The organism is [Rhizobium] kunmingense (assembly GCF_977018605.1).
This window is the reverse complement of sequence record NZ_CDRNXG010000001.1, coordinates 2689314-2703826: the sequence shown is the minus strand read 5'-3', so window position 1 is coordinate 2703826 and position 14513 is coordinate 2689314. Positions and strand designations below refer to the sequence as shown.

At 62.5% G+C, this 14513-nt stretch carries 11 protein-coding genes; 6 read left to right on the top strand and 5 right to left on the bottom strand.

Annotated features, from left to right (window positions below; translation table 11 throughout):
- Positions 1-1188, bottom strand: coding sequence for an efflux RND transporter periplasmic adaptor subunit (locus tag AC0JZ4_RS12875; RefSeq protein ID WP_471886765.1), 1188 nt, complete (start codon positions 1186-1188; stop codon positions 1-3).
- A gap of 241 nt (positions 1189-1429) precedes the next feature.
- On the opposite strand from AC0JZ4_RS12875, the gene AC0JZ4_RS12870 reads away from it, so the two are divergent.
- Together AC0JZ4_RS12870 and AC0JZ4_RS12865 are read left to right on the top strand one after the other, a co-directional pair.
- Positions 1430-3967, top strand: coding sequence for an ATP-dependent helicase (locus AC0JZ4_RS12870; RefSeq protein ID WP_471886764.1), 2538 nt, complete (start codon positions 1430-1432; stop codon positions 3965-3967).
- 93 nt (positions 3968-4060) lie between these two features.
- A complete protein-coding gene (locus AC0JZ4_RS12865) occupies positions 4061-5206 on the top strand; it encodes an amidohydrolase (RefSeq protein WP_471886763.1) in 1146 nt (381 codons plus the stop codon).
- Positions 5207-5268: 62 nt separating this feature from the next.
- Here the strand turns inward: AC0JZ4_RS12865 and AC0JZ4_RS12860 are convergent, their stop codons facing one another.
- From AC0JZ4_RS12860 to AC0JZ4_RS12850, 3 genes are all read right to left on the bottom strand, one after another.
- Complete coding sequence (locus AC0JZ4_RS12860; RefSeq protein WP_471886762.1) at positions 5269-6648, bottom strand: DUF2778 domain-containing protein; 1380 nt, start codon at positions 6646-6648, stop codon at positions 5269-5271.
- A 526-nt stretch (positions 6649-7174) separates the two neighbouring features.
- The gene (locus AC0JZ4_RS12855; protein WP_471886761.1) at positions 7175-8398 is read right to left on the bottom strand and encodes a YeeE/YedE family protein; all 1224 of its coding nucleotides are present in this window, start codon (positions 8396-8398) and stop codon (positions 7175-7177) included.
- A gap of 241 nt (positions 8399-8639) precedes the next feature.
- Positions 8640-10088, bottom strand: a complete 1449-nt coding sequence (locus tag AC0JZ4_RS12850; protein ID WP_471886760.1) for a hypothetical protein — start codon at positions 10086-10088, stop codon at positions 8640-8642.
- 171 nt (positions 10089-10259) lie between these two features.
- Here AC0JZ4_RS12850 and pncA point away from each other — a divergent pair, with 171 nt between their 5' ends.
- The 3 genes from pncA (at position 10260) to AC0JZ4_RS12835 (ending at position 12123) form a co-directional block, all read left to right on the top strand.
- Entirely contained in the window at positions 10260-10886 is a 627-nt protein-coding gene (gene pncA, locus AC0JZ4_RS12845; protein ID WP_471886759.1) for a bifunctional nicotinamidase/pyrazinamidase, read from the top strand.
- 174 nt (positions 10887-11060) lie between these two features.
- On the top strand, positions 11061-11792 hold the full coding sequence (locus AC0JZ4_RS12840; RefSeq protein ID WP_471887882.1) for an AzlC family ABC transporter permease: 732 nt from the start codon (positions 11061-11063) through the stop codon (positions 11790-11792).
- 1 nt (position 11793) lies between these two features.
- A complete protein-coding gene (locus AC0JZ4_RS12835; RefSeq protein ID WP_471886758.1) occupies positions 11794-12123 on the top strand; it encodes an AzlD family protein in 330 nt (109 codons plus the stop codon).
- A 1-nt stretch (position 12124) separates the two neighbouring features.
- Here AC0JZ4_RS12835 and AC0JZ4_RS12830 read toward each other — a convergent pair whose 3' ends face one another.
- Positions 12125-13960, bottom strand: a complete 1836-nt coding sequence (locus AC0JZ4_RS12830; protein WP_471886757.1) for an aminopeptidase P family protein — start codon at positions 13958-13960, stop codon at positions 12125-12127.
- A 247-nt stretch (positions 13961-14207) separates the two neighbouring features.
- Between AC0JZ4_RS12830 and AC0JZ4_RS12825 the strand changes: the two genes are divergently transcribed.
- Positions 14208-14381 (top strand): hypothetical protein, encoded by a 174-nt coding sequence (locus AC0JZ4_RS12825; RefSeq protein WP_471886756.1) that lies wholly within the window; start codon positions 14208-14210, stop codon positions 14379-14381.
- The last annotated feature ends 132 nt before the right edge of the window (positions 14382-14513 follow it).

Here is a 14513-nt window from a genome sequence, read left to right as displayed (position 1 = left end):
TCATCGGCTGGCGACCTCCGGCGGCTTTTCACCGGCAATGCGGACATTGCCGCCTTCACGCACACGCTGCAGCCCTTCGGTCGCAACAGCATCGCCATCGTTCAGCTCGGCGGCGACGAGAATGGCGTCGGGATTGCGCTGGATGACCCGAACACGAACTTTCACAGACTTGTGATCCTCGATGCGCCAGACGAAGGAGCCCTGGGCATCCCACTGGACGGCGAGCGGATCGACGGTCGGATAGGTCTCGCCGGGGAAGCGCATGGTCACGCCGAAGGACATGCCGGCGCGCAGTTCATCGCTGCCGTTGGGTATCTTGGCGCGAATGCGGATCGTGCGGCTTGCCGGATCGACGCGGTTGTCTACGGCCTCGACCGATCCCTGATAGCTGCTGCCGGGGCGCGAAACCGAGGTTGCCTCGACCGGCATGCCGGCCTTGACCTGAACGGCGAAGCGTTCCGGCGCCCAGAAGTCGACCAGCAGTTCCGAACGGTTGTCGATCGTCACAACGTTGCTCGTGGTCGTGACGTTATCGCCGATATTGATGGCGACGATGCCGACGATACCTTCGATCGGCGCGACGACGGAACGGCGCTTCAGGGCCAGCTCGGCATTGGTGACGGCAAGCTGCGCGGTTTCCTTGGCGATCTGCGCATCGAGCACTTCCAGCCTCGAAAAGCTCTTCAAGGTCGCATAGCTGTCGGCTTTTTCTCGGGCGCTGCGCAACAGGACCTGGGCCTGGTCACGCAGGATGATCTGCTCGTCGTCGTCGAGCTGCGCTAGGATCTGCCCCTTTTTCACCCGGTCGCCGGACTTCACCATGATTTCGTTGATCGTGCCGGTCGCCTGCGGCATCACGATGACGGACTGGATCGCCTCGCCGTCGCCGATGGCAGAGAGCCGGTCGTTCACCACGCCGGTGCTGACCGGACGGGTTGCGACCAGAACGGCCTGACGTTCGGCACTGTTTTGCGCGGACTGACCACCGGCCGCAGAGACGGCCCCTTCGCTGCCGGCAACGGTGGCTGAAACCGGTTCGATAGACCGGGCGTTGATCGCGGATACGACGTTTGCGGGCGCGCCCATGGAAATCAGCGACCGGCCGGCATCGGCAGAAAGATAGACCCAGAGACACAGGCCTCCAAGCAAAACCGCCACCGAAAGAAGAAGCTGGCCCCAGATCCGCATAGTTTCTCCCAACAGACTGAATATTTCGAAAGGAAGTATCCTCGTTTCCCTTGCAACGTGCAATGGCCGGACGATCCACCTTACCGAATTGTAACCTCACGCCATTTCACGCAGATGTCAGAGCCTGGGGACAAACCCGGGCGGGCACGGTGCAAAGACTTTCAGGCGATAGCCCACAGAAGACAGGAATGAAAAGTGAACAGCTTCTGGCCTTTCGGCCTCGAATCACTACATTGGCGGCATGAGTAACAGTTTCGACGATATCCCGTTCTTCGATGAAGAGCCGGACCACGCGCCCCGCAAGCGGCAGACACCGGCCACGCGCCCGCAAACGGAGCCCGCCCGCCAGTTCGGTGCCGATGGCGGCTCGAATGGCAGCGGTCTCGGTATCGCCGCCCGCGCCATGGCGGCGCGCGACGGTGCGCGCCCTGCCCCGGATTATCTGACCGGCCTCAACCCGGAACAGCGCGAAGCCGTCGAAACGCTGGACGGCCCCGTTCTCGTGCTGGCCGGCGCCGGCACCGGCAAGACAAGGGTATTGACCACCCGCATCGCCCATATTCTCGAAACGAACCGCGCCTATCCGAGCCAGATCCTTGCCGTGACCTTCACCAACAAGGCCGCGCGCGAGATGAAGGAACGCATCGGCGTGCTCGTCGGCGGCGCGGTCGAAGGCATGCCCTGGCTCGGCACTTTCCACTCGATCGGCGTCAAGATCACGCGCCGCCATGCCGAACTCGTCGGCCTGCGGTCTGATTTCACCATTCTCGATACGGACGACGTCATCCGCCTGATCAAACAGCTGATCCAGGCCGAAGGCCTGGACGACAAGCGCTGGCCGGCCAAGCAGTTCGCCGGCATGATCGACGGCTGGAAGAACAAGGGTCTGCTGCCGCCCGACATCGCGGAAGGCGATGCCCGCGCCTTTGCCAACGGCAAGGGCCGCGAACTCTATGCCGCCTATCAGGCCCGTCTGCGCACGCTCAACGCCTGCGACTTCGGCGATCTCCTGCTGCATCCGATATCCATATTCCGCAAGACGCCGGATCTGCTGAAGGAATACCACCAGAAATTCCGCTACATCCTCGTCGACGAATATCAGGACACCAACACGGCCCAGTATATGTGGCTGCGGCTGCTCGCCCAGCGTCCCAAGGGCGTGCCGCAGAACGTCTGCTGCGTCGGCGACGACGACCAGTCGATCTATGGCTGGCGCGGTGCCGAAGTCGACAACATCCTGCGTTTCGAGAAGGATTTCCCGGGCGCCAAGGTGATCAAGCTCGAGCGCAATTACCGCTCCACCGAACACATCCTCGGCGCCGCCGGCCACCTCATCGCCCATAACGAAGGCCGCCTCGGCAAGACGCTGTTCACCGACCGCGCCGATCCCGACGACGAGAAGGTCATCGTCCATGCGGCATGGGACTCGGAAGAGGAGGCCCGCGCCGTCGGCGAGGAAATCGAGCGCTTGCAGCGAGGCGACAACGACGGCAAGAAGCATGCGCTGAACGACATGGCGATCCTTGTCCGCGCCTCCTTTCAGATGCGCGAGTTCGAAGACCGCTTCGTCACACTCGGCCTGAACTACCGCGTCATCGGCGGCCCGCGCTTCTACGAGCGGCTCGAAATCCGTGATGCGATGGCCTATTTCCGCCTCGTCTGCCAGCCGGCCGACGACCTGGCCTTCGAGCGCATCATCAACACGCCGAAGCGTGGACTGGGCGACACCACAGTCCGGTACCTGCACGACTATGCCCGCGCCCGCGACATCCCGATGCTGCAGGCCGCAGCCGACATCATCGAGACCGACGAATTGAAGCCGAAGGCGCGCAAGGCGCTTTTCGATGTTATCCAGAACTTCAGCAACTGGCAGGAACGCCTTGAATCGATTCCCCATACGGAACTCGCCGAACAGATCCTCGAAGAGGCCGGCTATACCGACATGTGGAAGAACGACAAGTCGGCCGAAGCACCGGGCCGCCTCGACAACCTGAAGGAACTGATCCGCTCGATGGAGCAGTTCGAAAGCATGCGCGGCTTTCTCGAACACGTCTCGCTGGTCATGGACGCGGAGACCAACGAGAACCTCGACGCCGTCTCGATCATGACGCTGCATTCGGCAAAGGGACTGGAATTCGACACGGTCTTCCTGCCCGGCTGGGAGGAAGGCCTGTTTCCTCACCAGCGCGCGCTGGACGAGGGCGGTCGCTCGGGGCTGGAGGAGGAACGCCGCCTCGCCTATGTCGGCATCACCCGTGCGAAACACCGCTGCCATATCTGGTTCGTCTCCAACCGCCGCATTCACGGCCTCTGGCAATCGACCATGCCATCGCGCTTCCTCGACGAACTGCCGCCGAGCCATGTCGATGTCGCGGCCTCGGATTCGTCCAGCTATGGCGGCTATGGCGGACGCGGCGGCTATGGCCAGTCGCGTTTCGACAAGGCCGATCCGTTTGCCAACTCCTATTCCACCCCCGGCTGGAAACGCGCCCAGGCCAACAAGACCGACGCCACCCGCGACAACTGGGGCTCGCGCTCCGGCCATGCGGTGGAACGCATCGGCTACGGCGAAAGCGGCCCGCGCGGCCGCACGATCGACGGCGAACTGGTGGCCAAATCGGTGGCCACGACACCCTCGAAATTTACAGCCGGCGATCGCGTCTTCCACCAGAAATTCGGCAACGGCAACATTACGGCCATCGAAGGCAACAAGCTGACGATCGAATTCGACCGCGCCGGGCAGAAGCGGGTGCTGGACGGGTTTGTGGAGAAGGTGTGAGCACCGACATCAATAGTCACGGCCTCGAGTAAACAGACGAGTTGCCGCATTTCGGCAAAATGCGGCTCCCATTCAAGCAGGATGAAAAGCCGCATGTCCCTCACCAACCACGACATCATCGAAACCACAGCCTGGCGCCGTCATCTTCACACCATGCCGGAAATTTCCGGCGAGGAAGTGGAGACGGCGCGCGAGGTCGTGCGCTTCATGCGCGAGACTGGGCCGGATACGATTGTCGAGGGGCTTGGCGGAACGGGCGTTGCGGTCGTCTATGACAGCGGCCACCCCGGCAGGACCGTGATGATCCGCGCCGAGCTCGATGCCCTGCCGATCGAGGAACTGGGCGCCCCCGACTACAGGTCGAAGATACCGGGCAAGAGCCACATGTGCGGTCACGACGGCCATATGGCGACGCTCGCCGCCGTCGGTCGAGCACTCGGACGCCAACGGCCGAAAAGCGGCCGCGCCATCCTGCTTTTCCAGCCGGCGGAAGAAAACGGCGCTGGCGCGGCAGCGGTGATCGCCGATGAGAAGTTCGAGGCCCTGACACCGGATTTCAGTCTGTCGCAGCATAATATGCCCGGCGTTCCCTTTGGCCATGTCTGGCTGAAGGATGGCCCGGCCAACTGCGCCTCGCGCGGCATTAAGATCATCCTGACCGGCAAGACGGCCCATGCCGCCTATCCGGAAACCGGCACCTCGCCCGTCACCGCGGTGGCAAAGCTGATGCCGGCGTTGAATGCGCTTTCCGCTGGCACCGTGCCGGAGGGCAATCTCGTGCGTGCCACCGTCACCCACGCGGCGATCGGCGAGCCGACCGTCGGCGTCTCGCCGGCGCATGGAGAAATCTGGGCGACACTGCGCACCTCCACGGACGACCAGATGGCAGCACTGGTCGAACAGGCGGAGGCGATGGCACGCAAGGCGGCCGCCGAAAGCGGCCTGTCGCTCGCCATCGAATATCAGGAAATATTCGGCCACTGCATAAACGACGCCGCTGCAGCCGATATCCTGCGGGCCGCCCTGGATGACGAAGGCGTCAGCCATGAGCCGGGTGAAGGATTTCGCGCCTCGGAGGATTTCGGTCGCTTCGGCGCCGTATCGAAATCCGCCATGCTGTTCCTTGGCGCCGGCGAAAACCACCCTGCCCCGCATAATCCCAACTATGACTTTCCCGACGACCTCATCCCGATCGGCGCAAGGGTCTTTTTGCGCGCAGTGCGCAATACGCTGGGCTGAGCGAATCGAGCTGAGCATCCAACGGAAAACGGAGCCAACCGGCTCCGTTTTTTTGTCGCTGCTTATGCGTCGTTGTTATTGAAGAGTTTGGCCAGGAACCCGCCACCGGAACCACCCGGCCGTCTGCCATCCCACTTCGGCACGATGACCATGTGAGTGATCTGGCCGCGCTGGAATGCCTTGAGAAACTTGTCGTACTGGGCAAAGGCAACGCAGCCGTGGCTGTCGCCCCTGACGCGCAGGAGATAGCTGTGCGCCAGAAGCCCGGTACGGTTCTGCGGATGCTTGCCGTCGACCGAGGTCAAACGGATCGCCGCAACCCCGTGGAACAGCTTCTCGCGCATGGAAAGCTTGTAGGTGCCGGGCGGCGTCGGGCCGCGCATCTTCACATGCGTGTATTTCGGGTTGTCGCGCATTTCGCCGATGCCGGAATGGGCTTCGAGCTTCGTACCGTCCGGCATGTGAACGACGCCGTTGGTGATGTCGTAGATTGCAACCTTGGAGCCGATACCCGGCCAGTTCGGCGCGCCCGGTGCAGGCGAGGCTGGCTCTTCGCGCATAGGGTTGTTCGGCTTGGCAAAGGCAAGCGCGGTCGGCTTGTCGTCATCGCTGCTGCGGCCAGGCTTTTGTGGTGCGACGGCGGCAATCGCCGCCAGCGCATTGCCGCGCTCGGTGGGCTTGGCATCGTCACCACGGGTGCCGGCGGCCGGACGCAAGACCGGCAGCGGACCGGCGGACGGCAGGGCATAGGCGTCGGCAACGGACGGCGCGAGCGCAATTTCCTTTGCCAGCTCTTCCGGCTCGTTACCGTCGGCCTCTTCGAGAGCAGCCATTTCGACAGGCTTCATGTCCTGAAGCTGGGCAACACTTGCAACGTTTTCGGCATCCTGAATGAGGTCGGGCATGACGCTGTCGCCACGCGGCGCCACGACGACAAGATCCTGCATGGCAGGTTGGAGAATGGTGCGGATCGCATCGCCCGTCGGCCGGCGGGTGGCCAGAGCGGCAAACTGTTCCTCGCGTTCTGCATGCCGCGCGGCCGTGTTCATCGCATGATGCAGAGCCTCACGAACAGTCGTCGCCTCCGGACGCATGGCCGCAAGCGCTGCAACCTGCGCACCTGCCAAGCGGCCAGCCTTAGGCTGCGCCGGAACACTGCCGGGAAGTCTGGAGAATTTGGAGACGTCGAGCGAGCGGTCGACTGCGGCAATCTCGAAATGATCGCGTGTCTGGACCGGCGTCAGCAGTGCCGTCTGGAATTTTACATCCTTGGTGGGCTTCACCGCAGTGGCCACCGTCACCACGGAAGCGCCGAACAGGGCGGCAACCGTGAGGCCGAAACCGAGCGCCAGATTGGCCACGACGGAGCGGCCGCGCTTTCGCTTGGCCGGCTTTACCGACATGGGATTGCGTTTCGTGGAGGTGTCGACCCTACGCGCCATTACTCGTTACCCGAACCGTTACTCTTTACCGCGAACACAAAACCCGACGTGTCGCCTTCCAGTCCGAAGCAGCCGATGGAAATGCACATTTCCGGCTCGAATCCGCTTTGCGACTGGATGAGAGAATGAACGATTATGGTAACCAATATCTTTACGCCGCCCCGATCAGTTTCGAAGGTGCTCATAAAAGCGCATGCCGTCGGAAGTTTAACCGAAATGCGGCAAGCCTGTGTTTCAAGCCCTTCGCAATTAAGGCAGGTCAAGCATGCGACTGTTGCTGTTTAGCGACAAAAAGCGCGATTTTCAACCAAACCGCCGGAATTATAGGGACGACCACCCTCGGCACGGCGTGCGAAATGGGGCTGAAATGAAAAGAGGCCGCGTTGACCGCGACCTCCGTAATTAACCATGGGGACCTTAGCCTACAGCATGTCTCCCGAAAGTGGTCACCGGTTTCGGGATAAAGACATGCGCGAAAACAAGGAGCTAAAGCACGGCAAGCGAATCTGAAAGATCGCGAAGTGCTTTAGCCATCCATGCGACGGATCGAGCGCCCTTCTTCGAAGAACCACGGACGGAATTTCACGCCGATGACATTGCCGGCGAAGGCCGCCACGGCCCATAGATAACCATGCAGGCTGCCAGATGCGATGCCGGAGAAATAGGCGCCGATATTGCAACCATAGGCGATGCGGGCACCATAGCCGAGCAGCAGGCCGCCGACCACCGCCGCCAGGATGGAACGGCGCGGGATGTTGAAGTTGGGTGCGAACTTTCCGGCAAGAGCCGCCGCAAGCATTGCACCGGCAATGATGCCGAAATCCATCACCGAGGTGACATCGGCAAAAACGCTCTGCTGCAAGGCGCGGGCATTACCCGGCTGCTGCCAGTAGGACCATGCGGTCGGATCGATGCCGATCAGCTGCGCACCCTTTGCACCCCACAGCGCGAAGGCCGACGTCACCCCCCAGGGACGACCGGCGATCGCCAGCGTCGCGAAATTGAGGATGACGAGTGCGATCGCCCCGAAGACGAGCGGCCACGGGCCGCGCAGGTAACGGGCGAAACCATGCCGAGGCGAAGGCGGCGCCTGCTCCAGCGCGCCGTTGCGCTTCTTTTCCACCACGACCGTGATCGCGGCAATCGCACCGAAGATCGCCAGCGAAACAGCAATGCCGCCGAATGCGCCGAAAGTCTGGAACAATGCGGTCGGCGGAAGCGACGGCAGGCTCAGCCACCAGTCGAAATTGATCGTTCCGAGCAGCGACCCGATGACGAAGAATAGCAGCGTGATCAGCATGCGTGCATTGCCGCCGCCGGCGGTAAACAGCGTGCCGGAGGCGCAACCGCCGCCGAGCTGCATGCCGATGCCGAACATGAAGGCACCGGCGATGACGCCTATGCCGGCGGGCGAAACATTGCCGCGCACCTCATTGCCGAACAGCACGCCCGAGGACAGCGCCGGGAAAAACAGGATGACGGCAAGCGCCAGCAGGATCATCTGCACCCGCAGGCCGCGACCGCGCCCCTCGGCAATGAACACGCGCCATGCGGAGGTAAAGCCGAAGGCCGCGTGATAGAGCGAGATACCGAGCGCACCGCCGATCAAAAACAGCGCGCCATGAGCCGCACCATAGATCGCGCCCAGCACGACGGTGCCGAGAACGAGGATGACGAGCGAGAGAAGACCCGGTGTGCCGAGCGGCGGAACGGACTTGGCGCCCGCCCCGAGCGTGGACGAAACTGACATGGAAGAATGCTCCTTATTTACGCCCTCACTTAGAGATCGCGAGCATGCATGGCGAGAAACCGCATTTCAACATGAATGCAGCAGGCGGGAAATCATTCTACAAAAGGCACTTGGTGCAGACATTTTCATCTATGGAGCTGCAATTTGAAAGCATTCCACCCCGCGATGGGGGCGCGGGGTGGAACAAGCCGGCACGGTAGGGGGACCGGGCCGGCCGGGGGGAAGGATGTAATCTGCCCGCTCAGAATTCTCCGGCAACGCCGACGCGCACGCCGGCCGAGCCGCCCGGCGAGTATCCGAGCGAGGCATCGACGACGACCGGATATTCGGTATCGAGCATGTGGGCGACGGCGAAACTGGTCGCCACCTCGCCCTCATAGGTCGAGACATTGGTCGCCCAGGACGTCTTGCCAGGCGCCGACGGCTTGGGCGCCGGCGTCATCGCCATCGCCGCCGCAATGCCCTGTCGCGACTCCTTCCGCAGACCGGAAATGTCGGAGCGCAGCCCGTTGATGTCGATATCGGCGGTGGCGATATTGCCGGCGGCGTCCGCTGTCAGGATACGCGTCGGGCCACTCTGCGCCGCACGGCTTGCGGCGGAATTGACGCCCGGCATCGTATAGGTGTTGCTCGCGGTGCCGATCATCACCTGCCCCGCCCGCGTGGTCGCGGCCCCCCGGCCGATCGCCGTGCTGTTGGCATGCGCGGCACTCGAACCATAGCCGACGGCGGTCGCATCCGCGCCGGCGGCAACCGCATCCGACAGGCCGCTCGTATTGTTGGCAGCAAGCGCTCCGTTGGTTCCGGCACCGCCGATAAAGGAGTTGAGCGCCGCGATCGCCGTACCGACATTGGTATAGGTATTGCCGCGCAGCGTGTAGCTCGGCCCGTTGAAGACATTGGTCGTCGCATTATAGGTCGCGCCGCCGCCGAGCGCATCCGCCACATCGTCGAGATTGGTCGACATCGTCGTCTGCACGGCCCGCAACTGCCGCACATTGACCGCGTCCGTATCGGCGGTGCCGCCGGCTACATTGGTGATCTGCCGCTCCGAACCGGCAATGCCGATCGACAGAGCCCCGGCGGTCGAGGCGACGGCCGTTCCGGAAAACAGTTCGGTAGCGCCATTCATCCCGGAGCGGTTCGCCACGGCACCGGAGCCGAGCGCCACACCGCCGACAGCGCTGACGGTCGTGTCCGCGCCAAGCGCCACGCCATTCGCGGCCGTCACCGTGCCACGCAGGCCGAGAGCCACCGCATTGGTCGCCGCAACGCTGGTGACGGCGCCATTGCCGATGGCCACCGAATTTACCTCTCCCGCCACCGAGGCGGCATTGCCGGCACCGCCGAGGCCAGTCAGCGTACCGCCGCCCATCGATATGCCTCGAAGGTCCTCGATTTCGATCGAATCCGCGGTCACCCCGCAGTCGGTCGTCGAAACCAGATTGCCGTCGTCATCGAGCACGTTCACACCGACTGTCTGACCGTTCAGCAATCCGGTCAGGTCGAGACCGATGATGCCAAGTATGCCACCAAGCCCGTCGGCAAGCGGCTGCAGCGCCGGAATATCGACACTCAGTCCCGAACAGACATTCACGAGAGGTGCCGACTGGGCATGCGCGGCAGAGCCGTAAAGGCTCAAGATCAACGTGACCGGCAGCAGGGCCGCAGGCATTGCAAGGCGTTTCATGATACCCCCTCAACTTCGGATAGGGAGATCATTTCGCAACATACTTAATAAGCTATTTCTAATTTAGATAAACACAATTCTATCGATTATAGCTATGAATTGGCTCAGGATTTTTTCTTGATCGGTCGACCTGACCTTGGCATTCTCCCCCGATTGTCATTGGAGAGTTAGATGAAGGCGCTTCTTTTGGTCGATATCCAGAACGGGTTCTGCCCCGGCGGAAACCTGGCGGTTCCGGATGGAGCAGCCGTAGTCGAGGTCGCCAACAGGCTGATCCGCGAAGGCGGTTACGACGTCATCGTCGCCTCTCAGGACTGGCACCCCGCCAACCACGGCAGCTTCGCGTCACAACATTCCGGCAAGCAGCCCTTCGACATGGGCGAGCTTTCCGGCGAGCCGCAGGTCATGTGGCCGGATCACTGCGTTCAGGGTACGGCCGATGCGGAGTTTCACCCCGATCTCGATACGGACGCGATAGACTACATCCAGCAGAAGGGCGAGAACCCCGCCGTCGACAGCTATTCGGCCTTTCGCGACAACGACCACGCCGCCCTGACCGGCCTTGCCGGTTATCTCAAGGCACAACGTGTCACCGAGCTGGATGTCTGTGGCCTGGCAACCGATTACTGCGTAAAGTTCTCCGCGCTCGATGCCCGCGAAATGCTGCCGGAGATAAAGGTCCGCTTCGTCACCGATGCCAGCCGCGGCATCTCCCCGCAAGGTGTCACAGACGCCATTGGCGAAATGAAAGCCCGCGACATCGCCATCGTCGCCAGCGCGGATATCCTGCGCGACTGAACCCGAATGGCTGCGGCCCAGATCGCCATTGAGCGGATAGTTCATTGAAATAGATGGTTGAATAAACGCAATTCGTTTGTCAGCACCCGCCATTGCGCCTAAACGCGCCACAAGAGACGGGCCTTGGCGACGAAAAGGCCGGCCGCGACACGGATCACGCAGGACGGCACCACCATGGACAAGACAGAACAGCTAAAAGACGGATTGAAGAAGGGCTTCGTCGTCGCCCTTTCCTCGGCTCCTTTTGGCATCCTCTTCGGCGCGATTGCGGTCGATAACGGCTTCAGCCTTACGGAAGCGGCATTGATGAGCGCACTCGTCTATGGCGGCGCAAGCCAGCTGGTCGGCATCGAGCTGTTCGGCCAGCACGTCGCGGCCTGGATCATTGTGCTTTCGGTGCTTGCGGTCAATTTCCGCCACGTTCTCTATTCGGCCGCACTTGCGGGCGTCCTTGGGCGTTTCCCGCCGCTGCGCCGCTTCCTGTCCTTCTTTCTCCTCGTCGATCCGCAATTCGCCGAAACCATCAAGCGTGGCGATGCCGGCAAGCCGGTGACATTTCGCTGGTATATCGCCATGGGCGGCGTCGTCTGGATCGCGTGGGTCGCCAACACCGTCATCGGCGCATTTTTCGGCCGCATGATCGGCGATCCGAAAGCGCTTGGTATCGATGTACTGCTGCCGATCTATTTTCTCGGCCTGACCATGGGCTTTCGCAGCCGTCACAATTTCCTGCCCGTCATGCTGGCGGGTGCGGCAGGCTCCGTCCTTTCCTTCAAGCTCGTCGGTTCCCCCTGGCATATCAGCATAGGGGCGGCACTCGGCATTCTCGTTGCCGCCGTCCTTCCACCGCCGAAGGGACCCGAGAAGGAACCGGATGTCTCGACGCTGGAAAAGGAGGCGATGTGAGATGGAAGGCAATGCAAACATGCTGGCGATAGACGCCAACACGGCTCTCCTCATCCTCGTCGCCGCGCTCGCGACCTACATGACCCGCGTCGGCGGCTATCTGCTGATGACCGGAATGAAACGCATCCCGTCGCGGGTGGAATCGGCTCTGAACGCGGTGCCCGCCGCCGTCCTGACCACGCTGGTCGCGCCGTCCTTCGTCTATGGCGGCTGGGATATCAGGTTCGCCATGGCGGTCGCTTTCGTCGTCGCGCTACGCTTTCCCGGCCTTACCCTGCTTGTCATCGGCTGGGCCGCCGTGATGGCGGCCCGACACGGTTTCGGACTGTGATCTATGCCGCGATCGGCGCCGTCGCGGCGTCGAGCCATGCCTGTATGGCCGGATCGGCGATCAGCGGCATCAGCTTTTCACGCACGCTCGCATGATAGGTGTTCAGCCAGTCGAGTTCCTCAGTCGTCATCAGCGAAGCGACGACCAGCCGGCGATCGATCGGGCACCAGGTCAGCGTCTCGAAGGAACGGACCGGCATATCGCCACCCTCGACCTCTTCTGCGTCACGAACATGGATCAGGTTTTCGATGCGAATGCCGAAATGCCCCGGCCGATAGTAACCCGGCTCATTGGACAGGATCATGCCGGGAAGCAGTTCCTGCGTCGCGAGGCGCGAGATCCGCTGCGGCCCCTCATGCACGGAGAGATAGGAGCCAACGCCATGCCCTGTGCCATGGGCAAAGTCGGCCCCCGCTTTCCACAGCGCGATACGTGCCAGGGGATCGAGATCGCAGCCGCGCGTTCCCTTCGGAAAGCGCGCCGTGCTGATCGCGATCATGCCCTTAAGCACCAGCGTGAAGAAGCGCTTGCGGTCTTCCGGTACCGCCCCGATAGCCACCGTGCGGGTAATGTCCGTCGTGCCGTTCACATATTGCGCGCCTGAATCGATCAGGAACAGCTCGCCGCCCTCGATGGCCCGGTCGCTGTCACGCGTCACCCGGTAATGCATGATCGCCGCGTGTTCGCCGGCACCGGAAATACTGTCGAAGGATACGTCGCGCAAAGGGTTCTGCATCGTCTGGCCGACGCGGGCGCGCGCCGCCTCCAGTGCTTCCACCGCCTGGATTTCGGTGACCGAGCCGGGTTCCGCCCGATCGAGCCAGTAGAGGAACTCAACCATCGCCACGCCATCCTGGACATGCGCCTCGGCTGAACCGCGCAGTTCGACGGCGTTCTTGATCGCCCGCGGCAACCGCGCCGGATCGGTCCCCTCGACCACGGTGCCACCGGCAGCCTCGATGGCGTTGACCAGCGCCAGCGCCGTCAGCTCGGGATCGACGAGAATACGCCCGCCATCCGCCGCGTGCCGGCCGATACGCTCCGTCAGCGTTGATGGCGAGAAAAGCGTCGCCACCGGCACGATATGTGCCCTCGCCTCAGGGCCGATCTTGCGTTCGTCGATGAACAACTCGGCCGAACCGTCCGCACCGATGATGGCGCGCGACAGCGGATGCGGCGTATGCGGCACATCGGCGCCGCGGATATTGAAGATCCAGGCGACCGAAGACGGGTCGGCGATCAGCGCCGCCGCAACGTCTTTCGCCTTCAATCCGGCCGCGATCTCGGCGATCTTTTCGGCCGCCGGCTTGCCCGCATGCGCCTCCTTCTGCACGACCACAGCGCCAAGCGGCTCCTGGGGACGCTCTGCCCAGGCGGTATCGAGCGGGTTTTCAGACAGCTGCACCACCGAACCGCCAATGAACGCCAGTCCCTTCGCAAGCTTCTTCACTTCCGCCCCGCCATGCAGCCATGGATCGATGCCGAGCCGAAAACCCTTTGCGCCATTGGCCGGCAACCACAGATGTGGCGGCAGGTTGACCAGATCGCCACCGGTGAAGACGCTGCCGTCCACCTGTTCCGCCAACTGCGTCACATACCGTCCGTCGACGAAGACGATTGCCTGTGTGCGGGTGATCAGCGCTACGCCGGCCGACCCGGTAAAGCCGGTCAGCCAGGACAGCCGCTCGGCCGATTCCGGCACATACTCGCCCTGGTATTCGTCGGCCCGCGGCACGAGAAAACCGTCGATGCCGAGTTCGTCGAACCGGTCACGGATCGCGGCAACGCGCTCCCGGCCGAATTGCGGGGTGGATTTGTTGTCAAAGGACTGAAACATGATGGGCATTCCGGTGAGATAAACAGGATGTCGTAATCCATGTTAGCGGACTTCCCCGCTTCACCGCCACCCTCAACGGGACCATTCGTCATTCTGCACAGCGAAAACCGGCCTGCCGTCACCCGCGCCGCCATGCACAAGCATCATAGCACCAATGACCGAAGCCTACTCACTAGGCATTTCACATGCGCTTATATTCACAACAGATGAAAGCGACAGGTGTCGCTTGGCACCAAGGAACACGTCGATGGCAAATTCTTTCTTCCGCACGGCATTCAATCGCGTCGTCTCCGCTCGCGAGCGTCAGGTCTCCCGCTATGTCAACGGCGCGCTGATGTCGCTCGATGACGAAACTCTCAAGGGCCTCGGCACGACCCGCGAAGAACTTCGCCGCAAGGGCGCGACCCGCTACATTTACTGACGATCACGGGCGGTCACCGTCGCCCGTTGGCAGCGAGTGTCCGCAAACAGCTCCCCCGTGTGCAGTCACGCAGATCGGATAGACAAAAGGCGACGTCCCGGACGTCGCCTTTTCCATGAGTTACGGTTGCGG

What these genes read in the sequence shown, in the direction of transcription:
- AC0JZ4_RS12875 (WP_471886765.1), bottom strand. Translation starts at nt 1,188, where the DNA reads ATGCGGATCTGGGGCCAGCTTCTTCTTTCGGTGGCGGTTTTGCTTGGA.
- AC0JZ4_RS12870 (WP_471886764.1), top strand. Translation starts at nt 1,430, where the DNA reads ATGAGTAACAGTTTCGACGATATCCCGTTCTTCGATGAAGAGCCGGAC.
- AC0JZ4_RS12865 (WP_471886763.1), top strand. Translation starts at nt 4,061, where the DNA reads ATGTCCCTCACCAACCACGACATCATCGAAACCACAGCCTGGCGCCGT.
- AC0JZ4_RS12860 (WP_471886762.1), bottom strand. Translation starts at nt 6,648, where the DNA reads ATGGCGCGTAGGGTCGACACCTCCACGAAACGCAATCCCATGTCGGTA.
- AC0JZ4_RS12855 (WP_471886761.1), bottom strand. Translation starts at nt 8,398, where the DNA reads ATGTCAGTTTCGTCCACGCTCGGGGCGGGCGCCAAGTCCGTTCCGCCG.
- AC0JZ4_RS12850 (WP_471886760.1), bottom strand. Translation starts at nt 10,088, where the DNA reads ATGAAACGCCTTGCAATGCCTGCGGCCCTGCTGCCGGTCACGTTGATC.
- pncA (WP_471886759.1), top strand. Translation starts at nt 10,260, where the DNA reads ATGAAGGCGCTTCTTTTGGTCGATATCCAGAACGGGTTCTGCCCCGGC.
- AC0JZ4_RS12840 (WP_471887882.1), top strand. Translation starts at nt 11,061, where the DNA reads ATGGACAAGACAGAACAGCTAAAAGACGGATTGAAGAAGGGCTTCGTC.
- AC0JZ4_RS12835 (WP_471886758.1), top strand. Translation starts at nt 11,794, where the DNA reads ATGGAAGGCAATGCAAACATGCTGGCGATAGACGCCAACACGGCTCTC.
- AC0JZ4_RS12830 (WP_471886757.1), bottom strand. Translation starts at nt 13,960, where the DNA reads ATGTTTCAGTCCTTTGACAACAAATCCACCCCGCAATTCGGCCGGGAG.
- AC0JZ4_RS12825 (WP_471886756.1), top strand. Translation starts at nt 14,208, where the DNA reads ATGGCAAATTCTTTCTTCCGCACGGCATTCAATCGCGTCGTCTCCGCT.